Annotated in this window: 20 protein-coding genes; 10 read left to right on the top strand and 10 right to left on the bottom strand. The window is 69.8% G+C overall.

The annotated features are described in order from the left end of the window. Positions 1-86: 86 nt before the first annotated feature. Genes ACIBCK_RS03925 through ACIBCK_RS03915 form a run of 3 tightly spaced genes read left to right on the top strand, consistent with a single transcriptional unit; the run spans position 87 to position 1,142 of the window. Positions 87-248: a hypothetical protein gene (locus ACIBCK_RS03925; RefSeq protein WP_399386465.1), complete on the top strand. Its 162-nt coding sequence runs from the start codon at positions 87-89 to the stop codon at positions 246-248. Between the two features lie 7 nt (positions 249-255). Beyond that, on the top strand, positions 256-477 hold the full coding sequence (locus ACIBCK_RS03920; RefSeq protein ID WP_399386463.1) for a hypothetical protein: 222 nt from the start codon (positions 256-258) through the stop codon (positions 475-477). Positions 478-512: 35 nt separating this feature from the next. Beyond that, positions 513-1,142, top strand: a complete 630-nt coding sequence (locus ACIBCK_RS03915) for a DUF1266 domain-containing protein (protein ID WP_399386461.1) — start codon at positions 513-515, stop codon at positions 1,140-1,142. Here ACIBCK_RS03915 and ACIBCK_RS03910 read toward each other — a convergent pair. After that, complete coding sequence (locus ACIBCK_RS03910) at positions 1,139-1,816, bottom strand: AIM24 family protein (protein WP_399386459.1); 678 nt, start codon at positions 1,814-1,816, stop codon at positions 1,139-1,141. The two genes, ACIBCK_RS03915 and ACIBCK_RS03910, sit on opposite strands and share 4 nt — an antisense overlap. 98 nt (positions 1,817-1,914) lie before the next feature. Between ACIBCK_RS03910 and recO the strand changes: the two genes are divergently transcribed. Both recO and ACIBCK_RS03900 read left to right on the top strand, forming a co-directional pair. Beyond that, complete coding sequence (gene recO, locus ACIBCK_RS03905; protein WP_367041713.1) at positions 1,915-2,667, top strand: DNA repair protein RecO; 753 nt, start codon at positions 1,915-1,917, stop codon at positions 2,665-2,667. 32 nt (positions 2,668-2,699) lie between these two features. Next, positions 2,700-3,521, top strand: a complete 822-nt coding sequence (locus ACIBCK_RS03900) for an isoprenyl transferase (RefSeq protein WP_367041711.1) — start codon at positions 2,700-2,702, stop codon at positions 3,519-3,521. Positions 3,522-3,594: 73 nt separating this feature from the next. On the opposite strand, the gene ACIBCK_RS03895 is transcribed toward ACIBCK_RS03900, so the two are convergent. Genes ACIBCK_RS03895 through ACIBCK_RS03880 form a run of 4 tightly spaced genes read right to left on the bottom strand, consistent with a single transcriptional unit; the run spans position 3,595 to position 6,797 of the window. Continuing rightward, complete coding sequence (locus tag ACIBCK_RS03895) at positions 3,595-4,050, bottom strand: transcriptional repressor (protein ID WP_344527445.1); 456 nt, start codon at positions 4,048-4,050, stop codon at positions 3,595-3,597. A gap of 37 nt (positions 4,051-4,087) precedes the next feature. After that, a complete protein-coding gene (locus ACIBCK_RS03890) occupies positions 4,088-4,993 on the bottom strand; it encodes a metal ABC transporter permease (RefSeq protein WP_367048997.1) in 906 nt (301 codons plus the stop codon). Positions 4,994-4,995: 2 nt separating this feature from the next. Beyond that, complete coding sequence (locus ACIBCK_RS03885) at positions 4,996-5,787, bottom strand: metal ABC transporter ATP-binding protein (RefSeq protein ID WP_399387235.1); 792 nt, start codon at positions 5,785-5,787, stop codon at positions 4,996-4,998. 32 nt (positions 5,788-5,819) lie between these two features. After that, positions 5,820-6,797 carry a metal ABC transporter substrate-binding protein gene (locus tag ACIBCK_RS03880; protein ID WP_399386456.1) on the bottom strand — a complete coding sequence of 326 codons (978 nt, stop codon included), beginning with the start codon at positions 6,795-6,797 and terminating at the stop codon, positions 5,820-5,822. Between the two features lie 144 nt (positions 6,798-6,941). On the opposite strand from ACIBCK_RS03880, the gene ACIBCK_RS03875 reads away from it, so the two are divergent. After that, a complete protein-coding gene (locus tag ACIBCK_RS03875; RefSeq protein WP_399386454.1) occupies positions 6,942-8,321 on the top strand; it encodes a glycine--tRNA ligase in 1,380 nt (459 codons plus the stop codon). Positions 8,322-8,411: 90 nt separating this feature from the next. Continuing rightward, on the top strand, positions 8,412-8,618 hold the full coding sequence (locus ACIBCK_RS03870; protein WP_399386453.1) for a hypothetical protein: 207 nt from the start codon (positions 8,412-8,414) through the stop codon (positions 8,616-8,618). On the opposite strand, the gene ACIBCK_RS03865 is transcribed toward ACIBCK_RS03870, so the two are convergent. The 5 genes from ACIBCK_RS03865 to ACIBCK_RS03845 form a co-directional block, all read right to left on the bottom strand. Next, positions 8,615-9,409, bottom strand: coding sequence for an alpha/beta fold hydrolase (locus ACIBCK_RS03865; protein WP_399386451.1), 795 nt, complete (start codon positions 9,407-9,409; stop codon positions 8,615-8,617). The two genes, ACIBCK_RS03870 and ACIBCK_RS03865, sit on opposite strands and share 4 nt — an antisense overlap. Positions 9,410-9,530: 121 nt before the next feature. Further along, positions 9,531-11,087 (bottom strand): oxidoreductase, encoded by a 1,557-nt coding sequence (locus ACIBCK_RS03860; RefSeq protein WP_399386449.1) that lies wholly within the window; start codon positions 11,085-11,087, stop codon positions 9,531-9,533. An 89-nt stretch (positions 11,088-11,176) separates the two neighbouring features. Continuing rightward, the gene (locus tag ACIBCK_RS03855) at positions 11,177-11,608 is read right to left on the bottom strand and encodes a protein-tyrosine phosphatase family protein (RefSeq protein WP_399386447.1); all 432 of its coding nucleotides are present in this window, start codon (positions 11,606-11,608) and stop codon (positions 11,177-11,179) included. A gap of 85 nt (positions 11,609-11,693) precedes the next feature. After that, the gene (locus ACIBCK_RS03850; RefSeq protein ID WP_399386445.1) at positions 11,694-13,166 is read right to left on the bottom strand and encodes an MFS transporter; all 1,473 of its coding nucleotides are present in this window, start codon (positions 13,164-13,166) and stop codon (positions 11,694-11,696) included. Positions 13,167-13,259: 93 nt separating this feature from the next. Further along, the gene (locus ACIBCK_RS03845; protein WP_399386444.1) at positions 13,260-15,095 is read right to left on the bottom strand and encodes an MFS transporter; all 1,836 of its coding nucleotides are present in this window, start codon (positions 15,093-15,095) and stop codon (positions 13,260-13,262) included. Positions 15,096-15,208: 113 nt separating this feature from the next. On the opposite strand from ACIBCK_RS03845, the gene ACIBCK_RS03840 reads away from it, so the two are divergent. From ACIBCK_RS03840 to ppdK, 3 genes are all read left to right on the top strand, one after another. Beyond that, positions 15,209-16,138, top strand: a complete 930-nt coding sequence (locus ACIBCK_RS03840; RefSeq protein ID WP_399386443.1) for a helix-turn-helix transcriptional regulator — start codon at positions 15,209-15,211, stop codon at positions 16,136-16,138. Between the two features lie 49 nt (positions 16,139-16,187). Further along, a complete protein-coding gene (gene dusB / locus ACIBCK_RS03835; protein WP_399386442.1) occupies positions 16,188-17,318 on the top strand; it encodes a tRNA dihydrouridine synthase DusB in 1,131 nt (376 codons plus the stop codon). Between the two features lie 551 nt (positions 17,319-17,869). Beyond that, a complete protein-coding gene (gene ppdK, locus ACIBCK_RS03830; RefSeq protein WP_399386441.1) occupies positions 17,870-20,626 on the top strand; it encodes a pyruvate, phosphate dikinase in 2,757 nt (918 codons plus the stop codon). Positions 20,627-20,659 lie beyond the last annotated feature (33 nt).

The raw sequence follows: 20,659 nt of genomic DNA, 5'->3' as shown, positions 1-20,659 counted from the left end.
GAGCGCAGACCCCTCACGAGTGTAGGCCGGAGCGGTCACCATCGAGGCACGAAGCGTGAAATCCGATGGGAAAGGGGAGCCACGTCATGGTTGACGGCAAGGTGAACTCGGCGCAATGCGCCGAAGAAGCGGAGGAGACGATGAAGGAATTGCGCACCGCACCCGCAGGGGCCGGAATTATTCTGTCCGGATTGCGGGTCGACCCCACATCCTGGCCCGTGAAGCCCCTTGTCCGCGGAATGAATTGAGGGCGGGATGAACCTCTACCTGCCGATCGGCGCCTACGCCGTGGACACCCGTACCGGACAGGTGGGCCGGGTCATGGGCCACGAAGGGCCCTATGTCCAGCTCCGACCCTTCGGCGGCGGACGGGAGTGGGACTGTGCGCCGGACGCGCTCAGGACCGCCACGACGGCGGAGCGGCTGCGCGCCGCGACCGCTTATGCGAACGCGCGGAGCCGGGGCGAAGTCCCGTGACGTAGGCGAAGTCGCGTCACGTAAGGTGCGGGCGCATGGCCATATGGAAGTGGGGCAAACCCAAGGTCGAGTCCAAGTACCCGACGCCGCTGACCATGCACCAGCTGTGGATGGTGTCGCTGAGCGCGCCGGTCAGCCGGGACAAGGACGCCTCCCGGACGACCCTGTATCCCTTCACCCGCATCGACGACGGCAAGGCGCGGACGTGGCTGGCCGAGCAGTGGGAGATCACCGCGCCCGAGCAGCTGCTCGGGCGCCTGAGCGGGCTCGCGAGCACCGGCTACCGCGCCATGGCCCAGCGGCGCTTGGGTATCGCACCGCTGGCGTGGGACATCGCGCTCTACGTGGACATCTCACGGCGCGGCTACGCCTGCGGGATGCTGAGCGAGGCCGACACCTGGGCCCGGCTGAAGAACGTCGTGCCGACGGTGGCGGGGACGTACTCCTCCTGGCAGGAGTACGCCGACCACTATCTGCTCGGCAGGAAGGTGTGGCGGGACAGTCTCCAGGGGACGCGGGACGCGGACTTCCCCGCGCCTCAGGCCGCGTCCGACGCCCACCTGAAGGCGCTCCTGGACCCGGCGAACCGGACGAGCCCGTGGAGTCTCGCCCCCTGGGAAGCGATCAGTCACCCGGACCGGCCCGGCCCCGCCCGCCGGGGCTAGTGCTGCTGCGGCTTCTGCGGGGTCAGCTCGCTCGGCCGCACGATCACGTATCCCTCGCCCCGCAGCAGCAGCTGCACCGCCTCGCCGGAACCGCCCCTGATCATGGAGCCGATGGACTGCGAGCGGTGCAGCGTGGTGTCCAGGTTCGCCGTCCAGCCGACCACCGCGTCCGTGTCGACGTACACCGGCTGCTGCGGCGACACCGGGATGACGAGGGGGTTGCCGTCACAGACCAGGCCCAGCTGCCCGGACCCGGTGAAGACGCTGTTGAAGAGGCCGCCGCCGGTGACGCCCGCGCCCTTCACCGTCTTGATCTCGTACGAGAGCGTCGCGTCGAAGCACAGGACGTTGCGGCCGTTGACGGTCAGGACGTCGCCCGGCTCGATGTCGACGATGAAGCAGTTCTGCGCCTCGTGCGCGAACCACGCCTCGCCCTGGCCGCGCACCGCCATCAACGGCAGACCCTCACCGGTCATCGCCCGCTTGAGCATGCCGCCCATGCCCTGGCCCTTGCGCTCGAACTGAAGGTCGCCGCGGTAGGCGATCATCGCGCCCTGCCGAGCGTGCATCTCGCCGTTGACCGCGTACTTGATGGACTTGGCGTTCTGCAGGGTCATCCCGGGGACGACGGACTGCTGGGCCATGTGCTCCGTGGAGAACAGCTCACTCTTCATGCGGGCATTTTTGCAGGCGTGAGCGATATGGCCAGAGGGCGGAGCGGATCGGTACGACCCCGGCCACGGCTGTCGGCCCCGTACGCGAGAATGGGTCCATGAGTCTGTTCCGTGATGACGGCGTCGTGCTGCGCACCCAGAAGCTGGGTGAGGCGGACCGCATCATCACGCTGCTCACCCGCAGTCACGGCCGGGTCCGTGCCGTCGCGCGCGGCGTGCGGCGCACGAAGTCCAAGTTCGGGGCGCGGCTCGAACCCTTCTCACACGTCGATGTGCAGTTCTTCGCGCGCGGCAGCGAACTCATCGGACGCGGCCTTCCGTTGTGCACACAGAGTGAGACCATCGCTCCTTACGGTGGCGGGATCGTCACCGACTACGCGCGCTACACCGCCGGCACGGCCATGCTGGAGACCGCCGAGCGGTTCACCGATCATGAGGGCGAGCCCGCAGTGCAGCAGTATCTGCTGCTCGTGGGCGGCCTGCGGACCCTCGCCAACGGCGAGCACGAGCCCCACCTCATCCTCGACGCGTTCCTGCTGCGCTCCCTCGCCGTGAACGGGTACGCACCCAGCTTCAGCTCCTGCGCCAAGTGCGGAATGCCCGGACCGAACCGCTTCTTCTCCGTCGCCGCCGGCGGCTCGGTCTGCGCCGACTGCCGGGTGCCCGGCAGCGTCGTACCCTCGATGGAAGCCCTCGGCCTGCTCGGCGCGCTGCTCACCGGAGACTGGGAGACGGCGGACGCGTGCGAGGCGCGGCATGTCAGGGAGGGCAGCGGGCTTGTTTCCGCCTATCTGCACTGGCACTTGGAGCGCGGGCTGCGCTCGTTGCGGTACGTAGAGAAGACCACGTAACACAGATACAGCTAGGTAGGAGAGAGCCCCCCATGGCACGACGCGGAATCCTCGGACGGTCCCGCCGTGAGTACAAGACCCCCGAGCCGCACCCCTCGGGCGTCACACCGCCGAAGATCCCCGGCGAGCTGGTGCCCAAGCACGTGGCGATCGTCATGGACGGCAACGGACGCTGGGCCAAGGAGCGCGGTCTGCCGCGCACCGAGGGGCACAAGGTCGGAGCCGAGCGTGTCCTCGACGTCCTCCAGGGCGCCATCGAGATGGGTGTCGGGGCGATCTCGCTCTACGCCTTCTCCACCGAGAACTGGAAGCGGTCCCCGGACGAGGTGAAGTTCCTGATGAACTTCAACCGCGACTTCATCCGCAAGACCCGCGACCAGCTCGACGAACTCGGCATCCGGGTGCGCTGGGTGGGCCGGATGCCCAAGCTGTGGAAGTCGGTCGCCAAGGAGCTGGAGATCTCCCAGGAGCAGACCAAGGGCAACGACAAGCTCACCCTGTACTTCTGCATGAACTACGGCGGCCGCGCGGAGATCGCGGACGCCGCACAGGCGCTCGCCGAGGACGTGAAGGCGGGACGGCTCGACCCCTCCAAGGTCAGCGAGAAGACCTTCGCGAAGTACCTGTACTACGCGGACATGCCGGACGTCGACCTGTTCCTGCGCCCGAGCGGCGAGCAGCGCACCTCCAACTACCTGCTGTGGCAGAGCGCTTACGCCGAGATGGTCTTCCAGGACGTCCTGTGGCCGGACTTCGACCGCCGTGACCTGTGGCGCGCCTGCCTCGAATACGCCTCGCGCGACCGCCGCTTCGGCGGGGCGATCCCGAACGAGCAGCAGATCGCCGACAGTTAGCGGTAGGTGTACGTATACGGGAGGGCCCCCACCGTCAGCTCGACGGTGGGGGCCCTCCCGTATACGTACGGCGCTACTTGCTCGCACACTCCGCGCACGTGCCGAAGATCTCCACGGTGTGCGCCACGTTCACGTACCCGTGCTCGGAGGCGATCGCCTCGGCCCACTTCTCGACCGCCGGGCCCTCGACCTCGACCGCCTTGCCGCACACCCGGCAGACCAGGTGATGGTGGTGGTCACCGGTGGAGCAGCGGCGGTAGACCGACTCGCCCTCGTCGGTGCGCAGCACGTCGACCTCGCCCGCGTCGGCGAGGGACTGGAGCGTCCGGTAGACCGTCGTCAGGCCCACCGAATCGCCCTTGTGCTTGAGCATGTCGTGCAGGTCCTGCGCACTGCGGAACTCGTCCACCTCGCCCAGGGCCGCCGCCACAGCGGCTCGCTGCCGGGTGGATCGGCCTCGTACCGGGGGTCCCGCAGCCGTTGTCACAGGTGCCTCCTCAACTGAAAACTCGCACGATCGCCCGCACATCTGTCATATCCCGCCGGGCCATTGTGCCAGCTCGCTCTCAGACGGTGACCTCGTCCGCCGGGGGCCGCGCCCCCGGGAGGTCCTTCGGGGCGTCCGCCGTGCAGGTCGCATCGGCGGCGGTCGCGGCCCGCGCCCGGCGCCGGGCCAGCGGTGTCGCGAGCGCCGTCAGGACGACGAAGACGCCGATCGCCATCAGGACGATGGTCGCCCCGGGCGGCACGTCCTGGTAGTACGACGTGACCGTGCCGGACAGTGTCACGGCGGTGCCGATGACCACCGACAGGACGAACGTCACCTTGAACGAGCGGGTGATCTGCTGGGCCGCGGCGACCGGCACCACCATGAGCGCGCTCACCAGGAGCAGGCCCACGACGCGCATCGCGACGGTCACCGTGACGGCCGCGGTGACCGCGATCAGCAGGTTCAGCGCCCGCACCGGAAGCCCCGTGACCCGCGCGAACTCCTCGTCCTGGCTCACCGCGAACAGCTGCTTGCGCAGGCCGACCGTGACGAGGACCACAAACGCCGCGAGCAGGCAGATCGCTGTGACGTCGGAGTCCGAGACCGTCGAGAGCGAGCCGAAGAGGTACGAGGAGAGGTTCGCGTTCGAGCCGGTGTCCGAGAGGTTGATCAGCAGGACACCGCCCGCCATGCCGCCGTAGAAGAGCATCGCCAGGGCGATGTCACCGCGCGTCTTGCCGTACGCCCTGATCAGCTCCATCGTCACCGCGCCGACGACGGCGATCAGCGTCGCCATCCACACGGGGCTCGAATTGAGCAGGAAGCCGAGGCCGACGCCCGTCATGGCGATGTGGCCGATGCCGTCGCCCATCAGGGCCTGGCGGCGCTGGACGAGGTAGATGCCGATGGCGGGGGCCGTGATGCCGACGAGGACGGCGGCGATCAGCGCCCGCTGCATGAATTCGGTCTGGAAGATTTCCATCATCAGGTCAGCAGTCCCGTGCGGATCGGCTCGTGCTCGTCGGCCGAGTGCGGATGTACGTGGTCGTGGCCGGGCAGCGCGTGCTGTCCCGTGGCCTTGGGCGGCGGACCGTCATGGGTCACGCAGCCGTCGCGCAGCACGATCGCGCGGTCGATCAGCGGCTCCAGGGCGCCGAGCTCGTGCAGCACGAGCAGCACCGTCGCACCGGCAGCGACCTGCTCGCGCAGGGTCTGGGCGAGGATCTCCTGGCTCGCCAGGTCGACGCCCGCCATCGGCTCGTCCATGATCAGCAGCTCGGGCTCGGAGGCGAGCGCGCGAGCGATGAGCACGCGCTGGTGCTGGCCGCCGGACAGGGCGCTCACGGAGTCCTTGGCGCGGTCGCCGAGGCCGACGAGCCCGATCGCCCGGTCGACCGCAGCGCGGTCCGCCTTGGTGCTCACGCCGAGCCTCGACAGCTTCGTACGCGACAGACGTCCGGCCGACACGACCTCACGGATCGTCGCGGGAACGCCGCTCGCTGCCGTCGTGCGCTGCGGCACGTACCCGATGCGGGCCCACTGCCTGAAACGCTTCAGGGGAGTGCCGAAGAGGCTGATGTCACCGCCGGTGAGGGGGACTTGGCCGATCACCGAGCGCACAGCGGTGGACTTGCCCGAGCCGTTCGCGCCGAGCAGCGCCACGACCTCACCGCGCCCGACGGTGAGGTCGATGCCGCGCAGCACCGGACGCGCGCCGAGGGTGGCCGTGGCCGCCCGCACGGATATGACGGGCGGTACTGGCTGGCTGGCTTCCATCACGGGTGTCTCCGATGCTGCTGCTGGCCGTTTCACTTCGCGCCGAGAGCCTTCTGGAGCGCGGCGAGGTTGGACTCCATGACCCCGATGTAGTCATCGCCCTTGGACTTGCCCGTGATTCCCTCCAGCGGGTCGAGCACATCCGTCTTGAGGTGCGCGTCACCGGCGAGCGTCTTGGCGGTCTTGTCGCTGGCGAGGGTCTCGAAGAACACCGTGGACACGTCGTCCTTCTTCGCGATGTCCTGGAGTTCCTTGACGCGGGCGGGGCTCGGGTCCGACTCGGGGTCGATGCCGGCGATGGACTCCTGGTCGAGGCCGTAGCGCTCGGCGAGGTAGCCGAAGGCGGAGTGCGTGGTGATGAAGGTCTTGCTCCTGGTGTCCTTCAGGCCGCCCTCGAACTTCGTGTTCAGCGCGCCGAGCTTCTCGACCAGGGCCTTCGTGTTCTTCTTGTACGCCGCCGCGTGGTCGGGGTCGGCCTTCTCCATTGCCTTGCCGACGCCCTCGGCGACCTCGGCGTACTTCACCGGGTCGAGCCAGATGTGCGGGTCGGCGCCGGCTTCGTTCTCGTGGCTGTGCTCTTCTTCGGAGTGCTCTTCGCCCTCGTGGCCGTGGTCGTGGCCGACGCCGGTGCCGTGCTTCTCCAGGTGGGTGAGCTCCGCGGCATCCACGGTGTTCTTCACGCCGGACTGGCCGATGGCGTCGTCGACGGCGGGCTGGATGCCCTTGAGGTACAGGATGAAGTCCGATTCGCCCAGCTCGGCGGTCTGCCGCGGGCTGAGCTCCAGGTCGTGCGGCTCGACACCCGGCTTGGTCAGGGTGTCCACGGAGACGTGGTCGCCGCCGATCTCCTGGGCGAGGTACTGCATGGGGTAGAACGACGCGGTCACGTTCAGCTTGCCGTCGCCGTTCTTGTCCGCGGCGCTGGAGGACGAGCAGGCGGACAGAGCCGTGAGCCCGAGAACCGTGGCGGAGGCGACGGCGACGGTGGGTATGAGGCGACGTACGTTCATGACACTCATTTTCAACAAATCTGGAAACGATTGTCAACTAGCGGTGTGGGAGGAAGCTCGACCGGAACCGATTTGATAAGTGGGGTAAGGCCGCCGGTAACCTGAACCATTCGCTTCGCCCACCGTCGTAATGAAGAGAGCACCGTGGCCGCCGACAAGATCGACAGCATCGTCAGCCTGAGCAAGCGCCGTGGCTTTGTTTACCCGTGCAGTGAGATCTACGGCGGCCAGCGTGCCGCCTGGGATTACGGGCCGCTCGGCGTCGAGCTCAAGGAGAACCTCAAGCGCCAGTGGTGGCGCTACATGGTCACTTCGCGCGAGGACGTCGTCGGCATCGACTCGTCGGTGATCCTGGCCACGGAGGTCTGGCAGGCCTCGGGTCACGTCGCGACGTTCTCCGACCCGTTGACCGAGTGCCTCTCCTGCCACAAGCGGCACCGCGCCGACCACCTGGAAGAGGCGTACGAGGCCAAGCACGGCCGTCCGCCCGAGAGCCTGGCCGAAGTCAACTGCCCCAACTGCGGCACCAAGGGCCAGTTCACCGAGCCCAAGCAGTTCTCCGGCATGCTCTCCACGCACCTCGGCCCCACGCAGGACAGCGGCTCCGTCGCCTACCTGCGCCCCGAGACCGCGCAGGGCATCTTCACCAACTTCGCCCAGGTCCAGCAGACTTCGCGCAAGAAGCCGCCGTTCGGCATCGCGCAGATGGGCAAGTCCTTCCGCAACGAGATCACGCCCGGCAACTTCATCTTCCGGACCCGCGAGTTCGAGCAGATGGAGATGGAGTTCTTCGTCAAGCCGGGCGAGGACGAGAAGTGGCAGGAGTACTGGATGGAGCAGCGCTGGAACTGGTACACCGGCCTGGGCCTGCGCGAGGAGAACATGCGGTGGTTCGAGCACCCGAAGGAGAAGCTCTCCCACTACTCCAAGCGCACCGCTGACATCGAGTACCGCTTCCGCTTCGGCGGCAGCGAGTGGGGCGAGCTGGAGGGCGTCGCCAACCGCACGGACTACGACCTGTCCGCGCACTCCAAGGCGTCGGGCCAGGACCTGTCGTACTTCGACCAGGAGGCCGGCGAGCGCTGGACCCCGTACGTCATCGAGCCCGCGGCGGGCGTAGGCCGCACGATGCTGGCGTTCCTCCTGGACTCCTACATCGAGGACGAGGCCCCCAACGCCAAGGGCAAGCTGGAGAAGCGGACGGTCATGCGCTTCGACCACCGCATCGCGCCGGTGAAGGTCGCGGTCCTGCCGCTGTCCCGCAACCCGGAGCTGTCCCCGAAGGCCAAGGGCCTCGCCACGGCCCTTCGCCAGAACTGGAACATCGACTTCGACGACGCGGGCGCCATCGGCCGCCGCTACCGCCGCCAGGACGAGATCGGCACGCCGTACTGCGTGACGGTCGACTTCGACACCCTGGACGACAACGCGGTGACGGTGCGCGAGCGTGACTCGATGAAGCAGGAGCGGGTCTCCCTCGACCAGATCGAGGGCTACCTGGCTTCGCGCTTGGTGGGTTGCTGACGCTCCGCTCCGCCTTCGGCTGAGTGAAGCTTGAAAGAAGGCCCCGGTTCCGCGTACGGAACCGGGGCCTTCTGCTGCACACTGTTCGCCATGCCTTCGATGACCACGAGCAAGGTCAGCAGATGGGACCAGCACGGGCGCGAGCATGTGGTGCACGTGCAAAAGGCGGGCGTCCAACGCCAGTTGAGCTGCGACACGTGCGGCTGGGGGAAGCGGGTGCAGTTCCTGCCGTGGCTGAAGGCGGAGGAACACCTGGCGCAGGCACACCAGGCGACGGTGGATCCGTCGGTGCCTTAGCTGCTGCTTGGGCTGCTGGGTGGAGTGGCTACTGGCTGGTGCCAGCTGCCAGCTGCCAGCTGGCGGGCGAAGCGGCGGACGGCGTCGGTGAAGGCGTCCGGATCGTCGAAGTTCGCGAGGTGACTAGCTCGCGGGATCAACTCGACGCGGGCGTCCGGATGGGCGCGGGCGAAGTCCCTCTCACCGGACCGGAAGACGGTGTCCTTCTCGCCGTTCAGGATGAGCACGGGAGATGCCACGTGACGCATCGAGCCCGCGTCGAAACGGCCCAACACCTCGCCCCAGGCGGCCGGAAGCGTGTGGAACGCGTAACCGGCGCGGATGGTCGCCGCCACCACCTCGGGCGGGTAGAGCCTTCGAAGCAACCGGTCGTTCAACCGTGCCAGGCGGTCCGCCGGCAGACGAGGGACGAGACCGGCGACCCACCGGTACGGCGTTGCCCACCGGCCACGGGTCGATGCGCTGGCCCCGGCGAGGACCAGCCCCCGTAGCTGTTCGGGGCAGCGGCGCGCGAACTCCAGCGAGGCGTACCCGCCGAGCGAGTGTCCGACGACCAGCGCCGGCCCGCAGGCCAGGGAATCCACCGCTGAGGCGATGATCTCCGTCGCCGCGTCCAAACTCCACGGCTGGTCCGAGCGGGCACCGTGCCCCGGCAGATCAACAGCGGCCACCCGGAAGTCGCTGCGGAGCGCGGCGAGCTGAGGACTCCACTGCCCCGCACTGAACCGCGTGCCGTGCACGAAGACGATGGGTGGTGCGTCCGGTGCGTCCTGCGCGTCCGGTGCCGTCATAAGTCCCCCCGGGCTTCGACCCTCTGGTGTCAGGATGCCGGTTGCCTTGACAGTGGCCGTACCCGGGGTCGGATAGCGCACCCGCCGCCGCGTCCGCGGGCACGCCCGCCTAGTTCCTCTGCTAGTTCCTCTGCAGAGTGCGGGTGACGCCCGCGATGAGTGCGGTTGTCAGGACCCAGCCCAGAGCCACCAGCAGGTAGGCCAGCCATTGGGGGGCGTTGCCCGTCCAGTACCAGGCCGTGCGCTGGCCCAGGCCGCCGATGGGGATCAGGAGGTCGAGCGTGTAGACGACGGGCTGGAACGGGGCGCCCTCGCCCGGTTTTACCGGGCTGGGAGTGTGTGCGCCGAAGATCAGGGAGCCCAGCAGCGTCAGGGTCAGGAGCCAGATACCGGCCAGCCATGGCCGGTACCCGTAGCCGACCGTCGCGTCGAGCAGATGGCCCCAAGCGCGCGCGGGCAGGGCCAGGGTGCGGCGCCGGTGACGCTGTTTGGCCAGGAGTACCCGGCGGGCGTCGTCGTCGTGGCCGATCGTCCGGTACCAGCCCGCCAACTGTTCGTACGGCTGCGGGCTGTATCCCGGGCTGCGTCGTAGCCACGCCACGCGGTGGGCCGCGGACTCCCGGTATCCCGCGCCGTCCTGCCGTTCACCCGCCTCCGCCGACTTGATGGAGCCGTAGCCGAAGCCGTCCAGCTCCACCACATCCGGCCAGCTCCGCTGGTTCTCGTGCAGGTAGGAGACCTGCGCACCCCGCAGGTCCAGCGGGGCGGACGGGGTGCGGGCGGGGGTGAGGCGGAACTCGACGGCCTGCATCAGCGGGGCGAACAGGGCTGGGCCGCCGCCGTCGGGCGGGCCGTTCAGGACCGCTCCTTCAAGGGTGAGGTCGTCCGCGATCTGGGCACCCCGCAGCCGTAAGGTGCCGTTCGCGGTGAACCCCTTGGAAAGATTGAGCGTCGAGACCACGGCGTTGTCCAACGAGAGCGCCACCCCGTGCGGTCCAGGGCTTGCCAGGTGTGCGCCCTGCATGAAGAGCCCGCCCGGCAACTGCGCGCCGACGAGCCGTACTTCACCCCGCGCGGTGAAACCGCCCTTGCAGAAGACGCCCCCTTCCACGGCCAGGCCCCCGGCGGACACGGCCCACCCGCCGGGCACGTTGAACTCGGCGTCGTTGAGGAGCACGCCGCCCGTCACGTGGGCGTCGCTCAGCGACAGAGCGGTGTTCTCGTGATTGAAGGGCGAGGAGAAGCCGCCCTCCATGACGGATCGCCGCAGGTCGAGATTGCCCTCGATGCGGGCCGCATCGGCCTCGATGCCCGGCGTCCGGCTCCCGGTGATCACGATCGTCTGCGTCGACGCTCCGAGAAGGTCGACCGATTCCTCGAACGAGCAGTCCTCGAGCCACAGGGCATGAGCGATCTGCGCGCCGGCCAGGTTGAGGCGCCCGGTTATGCGCGCCCCGGCGAGCCGGAGGCACGCGACGGCGCCCGGCTGCGCGGTGTTCGCGCCCAGGAGGAGGGCCGCGATCACGGCGGCCCGCACCATCCGTCCCGGGCCCCACCGCCCGCCATCGGCAACTCGGTCGTCCGCGGGCACGCCCGTGCGCAGGTCCACGCGCTGCCCCTCGGGGAACGCGTCCCACAGCTCACGTTCCGGTGGAGTCAACTCGTCGTATGAGAGCACCTGTGCAGAGTAGTGATCTCCCTGTAGTGATCTCTCTCCTACGGCAACTGCGCGAGCTCCATTGGAACTTGGCTACGCATGGAACCTGGCTACGCATGGAACTTGGCTACGAACCGCTTCTGCCACGGCGTCTCCACCGCCCGTGGCGCGTAATGCTCCCGCACATACGCCACGGCCTCCGCGCCCGGCACTCCGTCCAGTACCGCGATGCACGCCAGCGCCGTTCCCGTACGCCCCTGGCCCCCGCCGCACGCGACCTCGACCCGCTCCGTACCGGCCCGCTCCAGCGCCTCGCGCAGTGCGGTGGCCGTTGCCGGGCGGTCGGACGGTAGGCGGAAGTCCGGCCAGCGCAGCCAGCGGGATTCCCATGCGGCGGTGGGGGGCTCCTTGCCCAGGAGGTACAGGGCGAAGTCGGGTGTGGGTCCTGCCGGGAGGGGGTGGCGCAGGCCCCGGCCGCGGATCAGTCGGCCGGAGGGGAGGCGCAGGATGCCTGATGCGGTGGGTTCCCAAGTCGTGGTCACGGCGGGAGCGTAGCCCCGGGGGGCGGGGCGGTATGCGGCTTCGGGCGGAGTGCGTGCGGCGTTCCGACGCCGTTCGCCGCTGCCGTCACGGTTGTGCTGAGCGCTCGTTCCGGTGGGGCGGGGGCGCCGGCGGTGTGGACTCCAGGCGGGCCGCCGTCCGTTGGGCTGTTCTTCTCGCCCAGTGGCCGCTGGTCAGCGCGCCCAGGAGCAGCACCGCCAGGCCGCAGCTCGCGATGATCCACCAGGCGGGGCGGCTCGCCTCGGTGAAGGTGGCCGCGTACGACGAAGAGCCCACCCCCGACGCGAGGACCGCGCCGATGACCGCGACGCCGAGCGTCTGGCCGATCTGGCGGCTCGTGGAGGCCACGGCGGCGGCGACGCCCGCCTGGGAGCGGGGCATTCCGGAGACGGCGGTGTTCGTGATGGGCGCGTTCACGAAGCCGAAGCCGAGGCCGAAGAGGACGTAGCCGAGGAAGAGCGTCGCGTTCGTGGTCTCCGCGTCGAAGGCGGCGAAGAGGACTCCGGACGCCGTCATCGCGACCCCCGCGACCAGCAGGGAGAAGCGTGGTCCCCGGCTGCCGACCAGGCGGCCCGACAGCGGGGCGCAGATCAGCGTCATCGCGGCCATCGGCAGCATCCACACGCCCGCGTCAAGGGCGTTCAGACCGCGCACGTTCTGGAGGTAGAGCGTGGAGAGGAAGAGGAATCCGCCCAGCGCGGCGAAGGCGCAGACCGCGATCACCGTCGCCCCGCTGAACGGCGCCGAGCGGAAGAAGCGCAGGTCGATGAGGGGGTCCGCCCGGCGCGGCTCATAGGCCAGCAGGCCGAGGAGGGCCAGTAGCGCGGCTCCCGCGAACGCGATGATCAGCGGCGAGGTCCAGCCCGCCGTCGGCGCCTCGATGATCGCGAACGTCAGGGCGCCGAGCAGCACCATCACCAGGAGCTGGCCCACGGGGTCGGGGCGGCGCGGCTTGGGGGCGCGGGACTCGGGGACGTACCGGATGGTGAGGAGCAGCGCCGCGAGGCCCACCGGCAGGTTGATCCAGAAGATGGAGCGCCAGCCGACGGAGTCCACCAGAAGGCCGCCCACGAGCGGCCCCGCCGCCATGGAGATGCCGACGACACCGCCCCAGACGCCGATGGCGCGGGCTCGCTCACGCGGCTCGGTGAAGGTGTTGGTGATGATCGACATCGCGACGGGGTTGAGCATGGAGCCGCCGACCGCCTGCGCCATGCGGAAGGCGACGAGGGACTCCAGGTTGGGCGCGAGGGAACACGCCACCGAGGCGAGCGTGAAGATCACCAGGCCGATCTTGAAGATCTTCCGGCGCCCGACGCGGTCCGCCGTCGACCCCGCGAGCATGAGGAGCGCGGCGAGTACGAGGGTGTAGGCGTCGATGGTCCACTGCATGCCCGAGATGCTGGTGCCGAACTCCCGCGCCATGGAGGGCAGGGCGACGTTCAGGACGGTGTTGTCGAGGCTGACGATGAGCAGGCTCATGCAGCAGATCGCGAGAACGAGCATGCGTCGGCGGTGCGTGAGCTCTTGCTTGGGCATGAGTTCGACGGTAACTCGGCCGGCTGTGGGTCGCTTCTGCGGGCGGGGGGGGGTACGTACATCCCGCCCGGAGAGAAGGTCCCGGGCGGGCCCTCAGCCCAGCCTCCGCGGCAGGCGCAGGCTCAGCAGGGCGAGGCCGAGCAGACCGGCCAGCTGTACCGCGAGGACGGTCGCGAACGCGGTGCGCATGCCGAGGCCCGGCACCAGGGCCAGGAACAGCGAGCCGAGGGTGGCGACGCCGATGGCCAGGCAGGACTGCTGGACCGTGGCCGCGAGGCCGCTGCCCGCGCCCGCCCGTGACGCGGGCACCGCGGCCAGCACGATGCGGTAGTAGAGGGCGAGCTGCACGCCTTGGCCGAGGCCACACAAAACGAGACCGGGGGCGAGCACGAGCGGGGTGAGTGAGGCGTACGGGGTCCACAGCACCGTCAGGGCGAGGGCCGCGAGGCCGGTGGCGTGGACCAGGGCGCACAGCGTCATCGCGCGGCTGCCGAGCCGGGTCACCAGGCGAGGGGCGAGCATCGACGCCGCGAACTGCGCGACCCCCATGGGGATCAGGGTCAGCCCGGACTTCAGAGGGCTGAAGCCGAGCCACTGCTGGAGCGTGACCGCGCTGACGAACATCCACCCGGCGAAGCCGGTGAAGATGGGCAGGCCGACGGCGAGCCCCATCCGTACGCCGGGTTCGCGCAGCAGCGACGGAGGCAGCAGGGGGCTGCCGCCGGTGCGTTCGGCCCGCAGTTCGACGCGGGCGAACGCCCAGGCCAGGAACGGCGAGGCGACCAGGGAGAGCACCGACCACAGCGGCCAGCCCGCGGCCCGCCCCTCGGTCAGCGGCAGCAGCAGCGCGATCAGGGACCCGGCGAGCAGCAGCGTGCCGCCGATGTCGCTACGAGTGGCCTGCTCGGCCCGGCTGTCCGGCACCGAGCGCACGGCGAGGAGCAGGGCGACGACCGCGACGGGCGCGTTCACCAGGAACACCGCGCGCCATCCGGTGCCGGCCAGGTCGGCGGAGACCAGGACGCCGCCGAGCACCTGCCCCAGGACGATGGAGATGCCGCCGACCGAGCCGTAGCGGGCGACCGCCTTCGAGCGCCGCTCGCCCCGCGTCGTCGCGTGGATGGTGGCGAGGACCTGCGGCAGCATCAGCGCGGAGGCGGCGCCCTGCGCGACGCGCGCACCCACCAGCCACCAGGCGCCGGGCGCGAGCCCGCAGGCCAGCGAGGTCACGCCGAAGGCGGCGACACCCCAGAGGAAGAGCCTGCGGCGCCCGTACGTGTCGCCGAGCCGCCCGCCGAGCACGAGCAGCACGGCGTAGGCGACGGCGTAGCCCGCGACGACCATCTCCAGGGTGGCGGGGGATGCGTGCAGGTTGTGTTCGATGCTGGGCAGGGCGACGTTGACGATGAAGAAGTCGATCATCGGGAGCGCGGCGCCGAGCAGGATGGTGACGAGGCCGAGGGGGGTGAGCGCGGGGGAGGCGTCCCCTGCGGGCCGGTCGGCTGCCGCTGGCCGGTCGGCCGCCGTGGGTCGGTCGGCTGCCGCTGGTCGGTCGGGCGGCGCGGGGTGGTCGGGCGGCGTGGACTGGTGGGCTGCCGCAGGTTGGTCGGGCGGCGTGGGCTGGTCGGTGGGCGTGGGCTGGTGGGCTGCCGTGGGTTGGTCGGTGGGCGTGGGCTCGTCGGCTGCCGCGGGCTCGTCGGTGGGCGCGGGTTGGTCGGTGGGCGTGGGCTGGTGGGCTGCCGTGGGTCGGTCGGTCGGCGCGGGCTCGTCGGCTGCCGCGGGCTCGTCGGTGGGCGCGGGCTCGTCGGTGGGCGCGGGCTGGTCGGTGGGCGCGGGCTGGTCGGTGGGCGCGGGCCCGCCGGCCGACGTGGGCCCGCAGGGCGGCGTGGTGGGCTTCAGGGTGCAGGCGGTGGCGTTCGTGAGGTTCACGAGTACGACGGTCGTCGTATCACCAGCCTGGTACCAGAGTCTGTTTATCCTGGTACCTGTACTACCTGGAAACAGGGTCGCCGGGGCAGTCACCGGGCGGGCAAGCTGATCCCATGGACACCGCAGTGCCGACGCCGCAGCAGCCCGACCGCATCCGCCGCAGCGAGCTCGCCGACTTCCTGCGCAGCCGCCGCGAGCGCATCACCCCGGAGCAGGCGGGCCTGCCCCGCGGCCCGCGCCGCCGCACGCCGGGCCTGCGCCGCGAGGAGGTCGCGCACCTCTCCACGGTGGGCGTCACCTGGTACACGTGGCTGGAGCAGGGCCGCGCCATCCACGTCTCGGCCCAGGTGCTCGACGCGCTGTGCCGCGCCCTGATGCTGGACGCCGGCGAGCGCGCCCACCTCTTCCAACTGGCGGGCACCGCCGACCCCTCCCCGGCCGCCGAGATCGCCTCGGTCCCGCAGGGCCTGCTGCGCATCGTCACGCAGCTGGAGCCGTACCCGGCATGCGTGCAGAACTCCCGCTACGACATCCTGGCCTGCAACGCGACGTACGCGAACCTCCTCACCGACCTCGACGTGCTGCCGCCCGAGGACCGCAACTGCATGTGGCTGACCTTCACGCACCCCGCCTGGCAGGCCGCCATGGAGGACCGGGAGGAGACGATGCGCAGGATGGTGGCGAGGTTCCGGGCGCGGATGGCCGGGCATCTCGCGGACCCGGCGTGGAAGACGCTGCTCAGGAGGATGCGCAAGGCATCGCCCGCCTTCTGCGAACTGTGGGAGCGGCACGAGGTGATGCAGGCGGTTGACCAGTCCAAACGGTTCAACAACTCGGTCGTGGGGCCGCTGCACTTCACGTACCACGGGCTGTGGCTCGGTCCGGCCGAGGGCCCGCGCCTGGGGACGTACGTCCCGGCGGACGCGCGCTCGCAGGCGGCCACGGAGGAGCTGCACCGGCTGGTGCGGGCCGGGGGTGTGGGCAGCCGCGCGGGTACCCATGTGGCCGCGCGTGAGGGCACGCGCGCGAATGGGGGACAATAAGAGGTCTGCCCACGCTTCAGCACAGCTCGCCCCGGAGGATTCCCCCGCCATGGAGCCCCAGCTTCAGATCGGCCCGCACGCCGTGCGGCCGCCCGTCGTGCTCGCGCCCATGGCGGGCATCACGAACGCGCCGTTCCGGACGCTGTGCCGGGAGTTCAGCGGGGGCAAGGGCCTCTTCGTCAGCGAGATGATCACCACGCGGGCGCTGGTCGAGCGCAACGAGAAGACCATGCAGCTGATCCACTTCGACGAGACCGAGAAGCCCCGGTCCATCCAGCTGTACGGCGTCGACCCCGCGACGGTCGGCAAGGCGGTCCGCATGATCGCCGAGGAGAACCTCGCCGACCACATCGACCTCAACTTCGGCTGCCCCGTCCCCAAGGTCACCCGCAAGGGCGGCGGCTCCGCGCTCCCGTACAAGAGGCCGCTGCTTCGCGCGATCCTCCGTGAGGCCGTCAGCGGCGCCGGGGACCTGCCCGTCACGATGAAGATGCGCAAGGGCATCAACGACGAGCACATCACCTTCCTCGACGCGGGCCGCATCGCCGTCGAGGAGGGCGTCACGGCGATCGCCCTGCACGGCCGCACCGCCGCCCAGCACTACGGCGGCACCGCCGACTGGGACGCCATCGCCCGCCTCAAGGAGCACGTCCCCGAGATCCCGGTGCTCGGCAACGGCGACATCTGGTCCGCCGCCGACGCGGTGCGGATGATGAACGAGACCGGCTGCGACGGCGTCGTCGTGGGCCGCGGCTGCCTCGGCCGCCCCTGGCTCTTCGGCGACCTGGTCGCCGCCTTCGAGGGCACGGGCGCGCCCAAGGCACCCGACCTGCGCGAGGTCGCCGCCGTCATGCTGCGGCACGCGGCCCTGCTCGGCGAGTGGATCGGTGACGAGGCGCGCGGTGTCATCGACTTCCGCAAGCACGTGGCCTGGTACCTGAAGGGGTTCGCGGTCGGCTCGGAGATGCGCAAGCGTCTCGCGATCACCTCGTCGCTCGCGGAGCTGGAGGACGGGCTCGGCGAGCTGGACCTCGACCAGGGGTGGCCCGCGGGAGCGGACGGTCCGCGTGGCCGCACGTCGGGCAACAACCGCGTCGTCCTGCCGGACGGCTGGCTGAAGGACCCGTACGACTGCGCGGGCATCAGCGAGGACGCGGAGCTGGACACGTCGGGCGGCTGAACCGCCCCCCGCGCGAGATTTGGCCTGAACACCCTTCCCGTTTCCCGGCCCGCGGTGCGCCGCGGGCCGTTCTGTCGGCGTTCCCTTCCCCGCTCGACGCGCGAGCGGCGTCCGACGGGGGCCGACGGCGTCCGACGCGGTCAGACCGACGCGCGAATCGTCTCGCCACGCGTCCGGATGCTGACATCCAGCCGCTTCAAACGGCGTGATTCTCGCCACCCCTGATAGGCGTTGCGCTCAGATGAGCGGTTTCAGGGTGACTGCACTTCTCCAAGGGGTGGCACTCAGTGCCACCGCTCGATCATTCACGAGGTGAACTCACATCTGAGAATGATCCGCTCATCTGAGCAAAACGCCGGGTCTACGGGCGTCACGTCTTCAAGAGTTGAACGAATGATCGTCCCTCCAGCTACCGCTGAGTCACTTTCGATCTACTGGCGGACGGGTGGTTACGGCCGCATGACGCACAAGTGGACGTACCCATGCGCCTTCGATCTGGGTATGTTCCTCGCCGTCAGGGCAGCCACCGAGTCCTCGAGGAGTCGAGACCCGTGTCGGAAAACAAAGATCCCCACGTAGCGCAGAACGACGCGAACGACGCGAGCGATGCGGCGGTGAAGTTCGTTTACGACTTCACCGAGGGCAACAGGAACCTCAAGGACCTTCTCGGCGGGAAGGGCGCGAACCTCGCCGAGATGACCAACCTCGGGCTGCCCGTCCCTCCGGGCTTCACGATCACCACAGAGGCCTGCAAGACCTACCTCGCCAGCGGCGAGGAGCCGGTCGAGCTGCGCGACGAGGTGAGCGCGCACCTCGACGCCCTCGAGAAGACCATGGGCAAGAAGCTCGGTCAGGCCGATGACCCGCTGCTCGTCTCGGTCCGCTCGGGCGCCAAGTTCTCGATGCCCGGAATGATGGACACCGTCCTGAACATCGGGCTCTCCGACAAGTCGGTGACCGGCCTCGCCAAGCAGTCCGGCGACGACCGCTTCGCGTGGGACTCCTACCGCCGCCTCATCCAGATGTTCGGCAAGACCGTCCTGGACGTCGACGGCGAGCTCTTCGAGGACGCCCTGGAGGCCGCCAAGGCCGCCAAGAAGGTCAAGGTCGACACCGACCTGGAGGCCGCGGACCTGAAGAAGCTGGTCACGAAGTTCAAGAAGATCGTCAAGACCGAGGCCGGCCGCGACTTCCCGCAGGACCCGCGCGAGCAGATGGACCTCGCGATCCGCTCGGTCTTCGAGTCCTGGAACACCGACCGCGCGAAGCTCTACCGCCGCCAGGAGCGCATCCCCGGCGACCTGGGCACCGCGGTCAACATCTGTTCCATGGTCTTCGGCAACCTCGGCCCCGACTCCGGTACGGGCGTCGCGTTCACCCGCGACCCGGCCAGCGGCCACCAGGGCGTGTACGGCGACTACCTGACGAACGCGCAGGGCGAGGACGTGGTGGCGGGCATCCGCAACACCGTCGCGCTCGCGGATCTCGAGCAGATCGACAAGAAGTCGTACGACCAGCTCATGCAGATCATGGAGACCCTCGAAACGCACTACAAGGACCTGTGCGACATCGAGTTCACCATCGAGCGCGGCCAGCTGTGGATGCTGCAGACCCGCGTCGGCAAGCGCACCGCCGGTGCCGCCTTCCGCATCGCGACGCAGCTCGTCGACCAGGGCCTGATCGACGAGGCCGAGGCGCTGCAGCGCGTCAACGGCGCTCAGCTCGCCCAGCTGATGTTCCCGCGCTTCGACGAGACCGCGAAGGGTGAGCAGCTCGGCCGGGGCATCGCCGCGTCACCCGGTGCCGCGGTCGGCAAGGCGGTCTTCGACTCGTACACGGCCATCAAGTGGTCGCGTTCGGGCGAGAAGGTCATCCTCATCCGCCGTGAGACCAACCCCGACGACCTCGACGGCATGATCGCGGCCGAGGGCATCCTCACCTCTCGCGGCGGCAAGACCTCGCACGCCGCCGTCGTCGCCCGCGGCATGGGCAAGACCTGTGTCTGCGGCGCCGAGGAGATCGAGGTCGACACCAAGCGGCGCCGCCTGACGGCCCCCGGCGGTGTGGTCATCGAAGAGGGCGACGTCGTCTCCATCGACGGCTCGACCGGCAAGGTCTACGCCGGTGAGGTGCCCGTCGTGCCGTCGCCGGTCGTCGAGTACTTCGAGGGCCGCATGCACGCCGGCGCCGACGACGCCGACGAGCTGGTCGGCGCCGTGCACCGGATCATGGCGTACGCGGACCGGGTGCGCCGCCTGCGGGTGCGCGCCAACGCCGACAACGCGGAAGACGCGCTGCGCGCCCGCCGCTTCGGCGCCCAGGGCATCGGCCTGTGCCGCACCGAGCACATGTTCCTCGGTGAGCGCCGCGAGATGGTCGAGCGGCTGATCCTCGCCGACGCGGACGGCGAGCGCGAGGACGCCCTCAAGGAGCTCCTGCCGCTCCAGAAGCGTGACTTCGTGGAGCTCTTCGAGGCGATGGACGGCCTTCCGGTCACCGTCCGCCTCCTGGACCCGCCGCTGCACGAGTTCCTGCCGGACATCACGGAGCTCTCCGTCCGGGTGGCGTTGGCCGAATCCCGCAAGGACGCCAACGAGAACGACCTGCGCCTGCTCCAGGCGGTGCACCGCCTGCACGAGCAGAACCCGATGCTGGGCCTGCGTGGCGTACGCCTGGGCCTGGTGATCCCCGGCCTGTTCACCATGCAGGTACGGGCGATCGCCGAGGCGGCTGCCGAGCGCAAGAACGCCAAGGGTGACCCGCGTGCGGAGATCATGATTCCGCTCGTCGGCACGGTCCAGGAGCTGGAGATCGTCCGCGAGGAGGCCGAGCAGGTCATCGCGGAGGTCGAGGCGACGACGGGCGTGGCGCTGAAGCTGGCGCTCGGCACCATGATCGAGCTGCCGCGTGCGGCTCTGACGGCGGACCAGATCGCGGAGGCGGCCGAGTTCTTCTCCTTCGGCACGAACGACCTCACGCAGACGGTCTGGGGCTTCTCGCGGGACGACGTGGAGGCTTCGTTCTTCACCGCCTACCTGGAGAAGGGCATCTTCGGTGTCTCCCCCTTCGAGACCATCGACAAGGACGGCGTGGGCAAGCTGGTGAAGGACGCGGTCAAGGCCGGCCGTGCCACCCGCCCCGACCTGAAGCTCGGCGTCTGCGGCGAGCACGGCGGCGACCCGGAGTCCGTGCACTTCTTCCACGAGGTGGGCCTGGACTACGTCTCTTGCTCCCCGTTCCGGATCCCGGTGGCCCGCCTCGAAGCGGGGCGCGCGGCTTCCGAGTCGGCGGGCAGCGACCACCGGTAGGCCTGAGGACCTGAAGGCCTGAAGGCCTGAGGG

Origin of the sequence: Streptomyces sp. NPDC051218, assembly GCF_044455475.1 — a bacterium.
Taxonomy (GTDB): domain Bacteria; phylum Actinomycetota; class Actinomycetes; order Streptomycetales; family Streptomycetaceae; genus Streptomyces.
Note: the sequence above shows the minus strand (reverse complement) of the source record. Positions and strands in the feature narration are given on the sequence as shown.

Coding starts and splice junctions, on each gene's coding strand:
- ACIBCK_RS03895 (WP_344527445.1), bottom strand. CDS start 4,050: ATGTGCGGGCGATCGTGCGAGTTTTCAGTTGAGGAGGCACCTGTGACA.
- ACIBCK_RS03880 (WP_399386456.1), bottom strand. CDS start 6,797: ATGAACGTACGTCGCCTCATACCCACCGTCGCCGTCGCCTCCGCCACG.
- ACIBCK_RS03915 (WP_399386461.1), top strand. CDS start 513: ATGGCCATATGGAAGTGGGGCAAACCCAAGGTCGAGTCCAAGTACCCG.
- ACIBCK_RS03900 (WP_367041711.1), top strand. CDS start 2,700: ATGGCACGACGCGGAATCCTCGGACGGTCCCGCCGTGAGTACAAGACC.
- ACIBCK_RS03890 (WP_367048997.1), bottom strand. CDS start 4,993: ATGGAAATCTTCCAGACCGAATTCATGCAGCGGGCGCTGATCGCCGCC.
- ACIBCK_RS03840 (WP_399386443.1), top strand. CDS start 15,209: ATGGACACCGCAGTGCCGACGCCGCAGCAGCCCGACCGCATCCGCCGC.
- ACIBCK_RS03920 (WP_399386463.1), top strand. CDS start 256: ATGAACCTCTACCTGCCGATCGGCGCCTACGCCGTGGACACCCGTACC.
- ACIBCK_RS03865 (WP_399386451.1), bottom strand. CDS start 9,409: ATGACGGCACCGGACGCGCAGGACGCACCGGACGCACCACCCATCGTC.
- ACIBCK_RS03850 (WP_399386445.1), bottom strand. CDS start 13,166: ATGCCCAAGCAAGAGCTCACGCACCGCCGACGCATGCTCGTTCTCGCG.
- ACIBCK_RS03910 (WP_399386459.1), bottom strand. CDS start 1,816: ATGAAGAGTGAGCTGTTCTCCACGGAGCACATGGCCCAGCAGTCCGTC.
- dusB (WP_399386442.1), top strand. CDS start 16,188: ATGGAGCCCCAGCTTCAGATCGGCCCGCACGCCGTGCGGCCGCCCGTC.
- ACIBCK_RS03870 (WP_399386453.1), top strand. CDS start 8,412: ATGCCTTCGATGACCACGAGCAAGGTCAGCAGATGGGACCAGCACGGG.
- ACIBCK_RS03885 (WP_399387235.1), bottom strand. CDS start 5,787: ATGGAAGCCAGCCAGCCAGTACCGCCCGTCATATCCGTGCGGGCGGCC.
- ACIBCK_RS03925 (WP_399386465.1), top strand. CDS start 87: ATGGTTGACGGCAAGGTGAACTCGGCGCAATGCGCCGAAGAAGCGGAG.
- recO (WP_367041713.1), top strand. CDS start 1,915: ATGAGTCTGTTCCGTGATGACGGCGTCGTGCTGCGCACCCAGAAGCTG.